This is a genomic window from Kitasatospora sp. NPDC059722, assembly GCF_042733235.1.
Taxonomy (GTDB): Bacteria; Actinomycetota; Actinomycetes; order Streptomycetales; family Streptomycetaceae; genus Kitasatospora.
In genome coordinates this window covers 1-6,480 of the sequence record NZ_JBHWGD010000180.1, presented here as the reverse complement: position 1 = coordinate 6,480, position 6,480 = coordinate 1, and the positions used below count along the sequence as shown (strand labels likewise).

At 72.4% G+C, this 6,480-nt stretch carries 4 protein-coding genes; all 4 read right to left on the bottom strand.

Annotated elements, in window-relative coordinates:
- Positions 1 to 64: 64 nt before the first annotated feature.
- The 4 genes from ACFV4F_RS41640 to ACFV4F_RS41625 all read right to left on the bottom strand — a co-directional run bounded on the left by ACFV4F_RS41640 (position 65) and on the right by ACFV4F_RS41625 (position 6,117).
- Positions 65 to 1,105: an ABC transporter permease gene (locus ACFV4F_RS41640; protein WP_380438731.1), complete on the bottom strand. Its 1,041-nt coding sequence runs from the start codon at positions 1,103 to 1,105 to the stop codon at positions 65 to 67.
- Positions 1,102 to 2,688: a sugar ABC transporter ATP-binding protein gene (locus tag ACFV4F_RS41635; RefSeq protein ID WP_380438733.1), complete on the bottom strand. Its 1,587-nt coding sequence runs from the start codon at positions 2,686 to 2,688 to the stop codon at positions 1,102 to 1,104. Before ACFV4F_RS41635 ends, ACFV4F_RS41640 begins: the two co-directional genes overlap by 4 nt.
- 54 nt (positions 2,689 to 2,742) lie before the next feature.
- Positions 2,743 to 3,783: a substrate-binding domain-containing protein gene (locus ACFV4F_RS41630; protein ID WP_380438735.1), complete on the bottom strand. Its 1,041-nt coding sequence runs from the start codon at positions 3,781 to 3,783 to the stop codon at positions 2,743 to 2,745.
- Positions 3,784 to 4,035: 252 nt separating this feature from the next.
- Entirely contained in the window at positions 4,036 to 6,117 is a 2,082-nt protein-coding gene (locus ACFV4F_RS41625) for a glycoside hydrolase family 27 protein (protein ID WP_380510926.1), read from the bottom strand.
- Positions 6,118 to 6,480: the final 363 nt, after the last annotated feature.

The window sequence follows — 6,480 nt, the reverse complement described above, 5'->3', positions numbered from 1 at the left end:
CGGGGGGGAGGCCGCCTCGGGTGGGGGACGGAGGCGGCCTCCTGGGGGATTGGCTGGAGGACGGTCAGGCGGGCAGGCCGACGGCCCGCTCGCGCCCGCGCCGCTGCTGGATCACCACGGCGACGACGAGCAGGAGGCCCTGGGCGACGTTCTGCCAGAAGGAGTTGATGCCCTGGACGGTGAGCCCGTTCTGCAGCGCGCCGAGCAGCGCGACGGCGAGGAGCGTCCCGGCGATGCCGCCCTTGCCGCCCTTGAGCGCGCAGCCGCCGAGCGCGGCCGCGGTGATGGCCTGGAGCTCCAGGCCCTCGCTGCCGGAGGTGGGCTGCCCCGAGCCGGTGCGGGCGGTCAGCAGGACGCCGGCGACGGCCGCGACCATGCCGGTGAGCGCGTACACCGACAGCAGGTACTTGTTGAGGTCGATGCCGGCCAGCCGGGCGGCGGTGGGGTTGCCGCCGAGGGCGTAGATGTTGCGGCCGATGTCGGTGTAGGTGAGCAGAACGTGCACGGCGGCGGCGACCAGGATGAGGATCCACACCATGGTCGGCAGCCCGGCGATCTTGCCCCGGCTGAGGAAGACGAACAGCGGGTCGCCGAGGACGTAGCCCTGGGCGCGGCCGTCCGAGATCAGCTGGGCGACGCCCTTGTACGCGGCGAGCCCGGCCAGGGTGGCGATGGTCGGGTTGACCCGGCCGTAGATGATCACGACGCCGTTGAGCAGCCCGACGCCGGCGCCCGCCAGCACGGCCGCGCCGATGCCGAGCGCGGCGCTGGAGCCGGTGGACGTGAACACCATCGCGCTGACCACGGAGGCGAGGCCGGCCTGGGAGCCGACCGAGATGTCCAGGCCGCCGCAGATGATCACCACGGTCTGGACCACGGCGAGCAGCCCGGCGATGGTCACCGCCTCGGCGATGACCTGGATGTTCTGCCAGCCCAGGTAGTTGAGGTTGAGAAAGCCGAACAGCGCGAGCACGGCCGCCAGGGCCAGCAGCAGGATGAGGTTCTGGCCACCGACGGCGCCCAGCACGGCCCGCGCGCCGGTCGGCCGGGCGGGCCCGGTGGGGGCCTGCGGCCGCTGGTCGGCGGTGGTGGAGGGGGTGGTCATCGGGCGGCTCCGGTCGTGGGGTCGGTGGTGTCGGCGGGCGCGAGGTCCTCCGACATGGCCAGGGCGAGGATCGCCTCCTCGGAGGCCTCGGCGCGGCCGAGTTCGCCGGTGATCCGGCCGTTCTGCATGACCAGGATCCGGTCGGCCAGGCCGAGGACCTCGGGCAGTTCGGAGGAGATCACCAGGACGGCGACGCCGTCGCGGGCCAGGTCGGCGATGATCTGGTAGATCTCCGCCTTGGCGCCGATGTCGACGCCGCGGGTCGGCTCGTCCAGGATCAGCAGCTCGGGGCGGCGGGCCAGCCAGCGGGCGAGCACGACCTTCTGCTGGTTGCCGCCGGAGAGCGTGCGGACCTCGCTCTCGATCGAGGGCGCGCGGACCCGCAGCCGGTCCGCGTACTCCTGCGCGAGCTGCCGCTCGGCGCCGCGCCGCACGAACCGGCGCCGCCGCAGCCGGTCGAGGCTGACCAGCGAGGTGTTGTCGCGGATCGTCCGGTGCAGGAAGAGCGCCTGGGCCTTGCGCTCCTCGGGGGCGAGCCCGAGGCCCGCGCGGATCGCGTCCTTGGGGGAGCGAAGGCGCAGCACGGTGCCGCCGAGGAGGACCTCGCCGGAGCGGATCGGCACGTCCCCGGCGAGGGCGAGGGCGAGTTCGGAGCGCCCGGCGCCGATGAGCCCGGCGAGGGCGACGACCTCCCCGGCCCGGACCCGGAGGCTGACGTCGTGGACGTCGTCGGTGCTGACGCCGCGCACGTCGAGCACGACGCGGTCGGTGGCGACGTCCTGGCGGACGAACAGGCCGGCCAGGTCGCGGCCGACCATGAGCCGGACGAGCTCGCGCTCGTCGGTCCCGTCGGCGGGCAGGACGCCGGTCAGGGTGCCGTCGCGCAGGACGGCGATCCGGTCGGCGAGCCGGAAGATCTCCTTCATGCGGTGCGACACGTAGATCACCGCGATGCCGCGGTCGCGCAGCCGGCCGATCAGGGCGAACAGGGCCTCCACCTCGTGCTCGGAGAGCGAGGAGGTGGGCTCGTCGAAGGCGATCGCCCGGGGCGGCACGGCACCGGTGAGCGCGCGCATGATCTCGACCAACTGGCGCTGGGCGGCGGTGAGTTCGGAGCCGAGGAGGTCCGGGTCGAGGACCTGTTCGAAGCCGAGGTCGGCCAGGTCCGCGGTGATCCGCCGGCGCAGCTCGGCCCGGTCGAGCCGGCGCCCGGCCCGGCGCGGGAGGCTGCCCGCGTAGACGTTCTCGGCGACCGACACGTGCGGGATGATCTCCGGCTCCTGCGGGATGATCCGGATGCCTGCGCGGCGCGCGTCGGTGGGGGAGGAGAGGTCGAGCGGGGCGCCGTCGAGCAGGACCTGCCCCTCGGTGGGGCGGTGGTCGCCGCTCAGGATGCGCAGCAGGGTCGACTTGCCGGCGCCGTTCTCGCCCATCAGGGCGGTGACCTTGCCGGGCGGGAAGTCGACGCTGACGCCGTGCAGCGCCCGGACGCTGCCGAAGGTCTTGCCGATGTTCTCGGCGACCAGGCCCTGGGCGGGCCGGGGGGAGGGCCCGGAGCCGGGTGGGGACTCGGGTGAGGTCATGCGTGCCTCGCTGGAGGTGCTGGGGGTCGCTTGGGGTACCGGAAGGGGTGGTGCTCAGCTGCAGGTCATGCCGGTGCTCTGCCAGGTCGAGGCGTCGACCATGGTGGTGGGGGCGAAGGCCTCGGCGGGGAAGTCCTTGCCGTTCTTGAGCTTGTCGACCATGGTCTGGACGGCCAGCGCGCCGACGTCCTTGCCGTTGATGAACAGGGCGGCCTTCATGCCGGAGGGCTTGCCGCTGGTCCAGTCCTTGCAGGCGAGGTAGGCGCCGAGGCCGACGCCGTCGATGTCGTCGGGGCTGACACCGGCGTTCTGCAGGGCGGTGACGGAGCCCTGGACGTTCTCGTCGTTGCAGCCCCAGACCACCCAGTGCTTGACGCCGGGGTTGGCGGTGAGGGTGGCGGCGGTCTTGTCCTGGGCGCCGGTGGGGGTGTTGTCGGTGGCGACGTCGATGTTCTTGACGTCGGCCCCGCCGGCGGCGGCGAAGGCGGCCTTGGCGCCCTTGATCCGGTCGCCGCAGACGGTGACGTCCTGCTTCCAGGCGGAGATGATGCGGGTGTCGGCGGGGTTCCAGCCGGCCTTCTTGAACTCGGCGGCGGCCCGCTTGCCGACCTCGCCGCCCATCTGCTCGCCGGAGAAGCCGACCCGGGCGACGAGGTCGCCCTTGCCGCAGGAGGCGGGCGCGGGGCCGGTGGCGCAGATCTGGTCGTCGGAGGTGAGCAGGGCGACGCCGGCGTCCTTGGTGGTCTGCACGACCTGCGGGCCGACGGCCGGGTCGGGCACGACGACGATCAGCCCGTTGCTCTTGCCGGCGATGGCCGACTGGACCTCGCTGACCGTCTTGTTCGCGTCGTTGCCGAGGTTCACGACCTTGAGGTCGACGCCGAGCTCGGCGGCCTTGGCCTTGGCGCCGGCCGCCTCGCCGACGAAGTACTCCTGGTCGCCCTGCTTCTGCAGGTAGGTCAGCGAGACCTTGCCGTCGACCTTGGCGACGGAGCCGGAGGACGACTCCTGGCCGGTCGAGCACCCGACGGCGCCCACGAGGGTCACACAGCCCAGGACGGCGGCGGACAGGACACGGCTGCGGCGAATGAACATGCGGTGGCTCCCGGTCAGGAGAGAAGGGTGGGGGATGTGGGCACGGCGTTTGAGTCGCGGCTTGAATCAAACACAATCGATCAGAAGCAAACTTGATCAAACGTGCTCGGACAGGAAACTCCCCGCCCGGACTTTCGTCAAGGGTCTTCGATGCGCTCGCGTCAATTCGAGACGTTCCCGTTATCGCCGCGGTCTACCCGGTCCCCACCCACCCGGCGGGCGGGTGGGGACCGGGTCGGAGCGGACGGTGGATCAGGAGAGGGTCGTCCAGGCCTGTCCGGCCGCGGCCGGGTCGGGCTGGACGGTGACGACGGCGGAGGCGGCCGCCGGGCCGGCGGCGGCGAGCGCGAGGCCGGTGGCCACGTTGGTGACGGTCAGTGCGCCGGTCGCGGTGTTCTGGAGCACCCGCCACTTCTGGCGGGCGTTGTTCGGGTCGTAGCCGTTGGTGACGTACGCGGCCGCGCCGGACGAGCCGGGGGCGGTGAGGGTGCCGTGCACCTGGGTGCCGGTGTAGCAGTTGTCGGTGATGCGCACCGTGCCGTCCGGATTGGCGGCGAAGTTCCACTGCTCCGAGGTGTGCGTGCTCCACCACGTGTTGACGTCGACGGCCGCGCCGTCCGGGGCGCTGCAGGTGCCCTGGACCTCCAGCGCCTGGCCGCCGGTGCCGCCCGCGCCGATCGCGTGGTAGGCGCCGTCGCCGATCACCGCCGCGGGCGTGAACGCGGCCTGCGGGGTGAGGCGGAACATCGCGACGCCGTGCGGGGCGACCCAGGTGCCGCCGACCGTGCCGCCGGTGGCGACGGTGCCGGTGGCGCCGGTCCACAGCTCCTTGGACGTGTAGCCGCCGGTGAGGCCGAGCGAGCCGAGCGTGCTGCCGATCGTCTGCCAGTTGTTCGGGTCCTGGTTGACCAGCAGGACGGCGGTGTCGCCGCCCGCCAGCTGCCGCTTGAGGACCACCGGGGCGGTGCCGTTCGCGGGCGGGGCGCCGACCAGCGTCGCCGGCCTGGCGAGCGCGTCCTGGTCGATCCGGATGACGTCGGCGTTCTTCATGAGCGCCAGGCCGGAGGCGGGGATGCCGGTGGACCAGCTCGTACTGCCGTCGGTGTGCTGGGCGTCGGCGTAGGTGCGCAGGTCGGCGCCGGAGATGAGGGGCGAGGCCATCATCGACAGGACCGACAGCTCGGTGCGCGACTCGTCGTCGGTGAACGGCTTGTGGCACGCGCAGGTGTCGGTGACGCCCCACGAGCCGTAGACGTCCTGCCAGCCGGTGAACATCATGTCCATGTCGTTCCAGCTGCCCGGGCGGACGTTGCCCGGGTACTGCAGCGCGGTGCCCAGCTGCTGCCCGTAGAGCACGCCGCTCAGGTCGCTGCCGCGGTCGCCGCCGATCCGGCACAGGTTGGCGACCTGCCCGCACCACACGCCGGTCGGCGCGTACCCCGGGGACTGGTACGCCGGGGTGCCGGCCGCCCGGATCACCGGGTCGGTGCGGGCCGGGTCGTTGGCGCCCAGCAGGTACGGCACGCCGGTGTGCACCGGCTGGGCGGAGACGCTGAGCGCCACCCTCGGCCTGCCCTGCGCGGCGGAGGCGGCGTCGAGGGCGCGCTGGAAGGTCTGCACCCGGGCGTACATGGACTGGGTGAGTTCCTTGCCCTCGCCCTGGGTGTAGTAGTTGTGGCCGTCCGGGCCGACGATCTGGGGGCCGTACGGGCAGTCGTCGTACTTGACGTAGTCGACGCCCCAGGAGACGAAGTCGCTCGCGTCGGTGGCCTCGTGGCCGAGGCTGCCGGGGTGCATCTGGCAGGTCAGGTAGGTGTCCGTGCCGTACAGGCCGAACTTCATGCCCTTGCTGTGGGCGTACCAGGCGAGGTACTGGATGCCGTTGACGGTCTGCCCGTTGACGACCTGGGAGGGGAAGGTGTCCGGGCGCGGGGCGAGGTGGCCGGAGGTCGGGTCGTTGCCGGTGCCGTCGGTGCCGGCGACCGGGTTCCCGGCGGCGTCGTAGAGCTGCATCGAGCCGTAGGACGTCCGCACGATGTCGGTGCTCTGGCCGTCGCGGTGCCAGAGCGACCAGCCGTCGTCGATGGTGACGGTGTTGTAGCCGGCCGCCACCAGGCCGTTGCCGGACATGAAGTCGATGGTCTGCTTGACCTGCTGCTCGGTCACGTTGGTGCCGAGCGAGTTCCAGGAGTTCCAGCCCATCGGCGGGGTGAGGGCGGTGCCGTTGTCGAGGGCGGCGGCGGGGGTCGCCGTGGTCAGCGCGAGGGCGCCGAGGCCCGGGGTCGCGAGGGCGAGCGACAGCAGCGCGCCGGCGAGTCGTCGGGATCTGCGCATGCGTGGGCGCATGGGTGCTCCAAGGGTGGGGGTGGGTGGGGGTCGCCAGAGCGAGCGCCTGTTGGAATTTGTTGATTCGTGTCGGAAGGCGACCGATGGGGCTCAGATCCCAACAGGGGCAGGCGCAGGCTAGTGGCTCCACCCGGCCCGGCTCAAGAGGCAGGTTCCGCACGATAACGAGCCGGTATCGGCCCGAAGTTCGTCGGACGCGAGGCCTTGACGGGCGGGTGAACGTGGCGTGTCCTGTCACCGCCGCGTTCGATCGCGGTCGTTTGTGTGTGTTTTGTCGTTACAATCACCCACCCCCCCCCCCTGGAGCCTCCATGCGCCCGCCCCTGTGCCCCGCCGGCGGGCCCGCCCGCG